Below are 590 nucleotides of genomic sequence, written 5' to 3' on the forward strand. Positions count from 1 at the left end.
GAGGTGAGCTTAGAAGCAGCTACCCTCTAAGAAAAGCGTAACAGCTTACCGGCCGAGGTTTGAGGCGCCCAAAATGATCGGGGCTCAAATCCACCACCGAGACCTGGCCGCACCCGTTATAGGGTGACCGCGTAGGTCGGCATACCGTTCGGATGGAAGCTCGGGTGAGAACTCGCGTGGACCGTTCGGTAACGAAAATCCTGGTCACAGTAGCAGCGAAAGTCGGGTGAGAACCTCGACGGCCACAAGAGCAAGGGTTCCTCGGCACTGTCAATCAGCCGAGGGTGAGCCGGTCCTGAGACTACTCGCAACTCGAAGTAGTCGACGGGAAACTGGTTAAGATTCCAGTGCCGTCACACAGCAAACGCCGACGCCGTGGGAAACGTTGAGCCGGACCATCGTCCGGTCGAATCGGAGAACCTCGTGGATGCCGTCATGGCAGGAAGCGAGAGAAGTCCGAGATAGCGCAAGTCAACGGTACCTAGGGCCCGTGAAAAGGCAAGTGTGACGACCGTACCGAGATCCGACACAGGTGCTCTGGCAGCGAAAGCCACGGCCTGTCGGGAGAACCGACGTTAGGGAATTCGGCA

At 58.3% G+C, this 590-nt stretch carries 1 rRNA gene; it reads left to right on the top strand.

From position 1 onward, the window contains the following. Positions 1–590: ribosomal RNA gene (locus ACQE3L_RS15430) — 23S ribosomal RNA — on the top strand; the annotation flags it as partial.

The sequence above is a fragment of the Haloparvum alkalitolerans genome (assembly GCF_050122995.1).
GTDB classification, from domain to species: domain Archaea; phylum Halobacteriota; class Halobacteria; order Halobacteriales; family Haloferacaceae; genus Haloparvum; species Haloparvum alkalitolerans.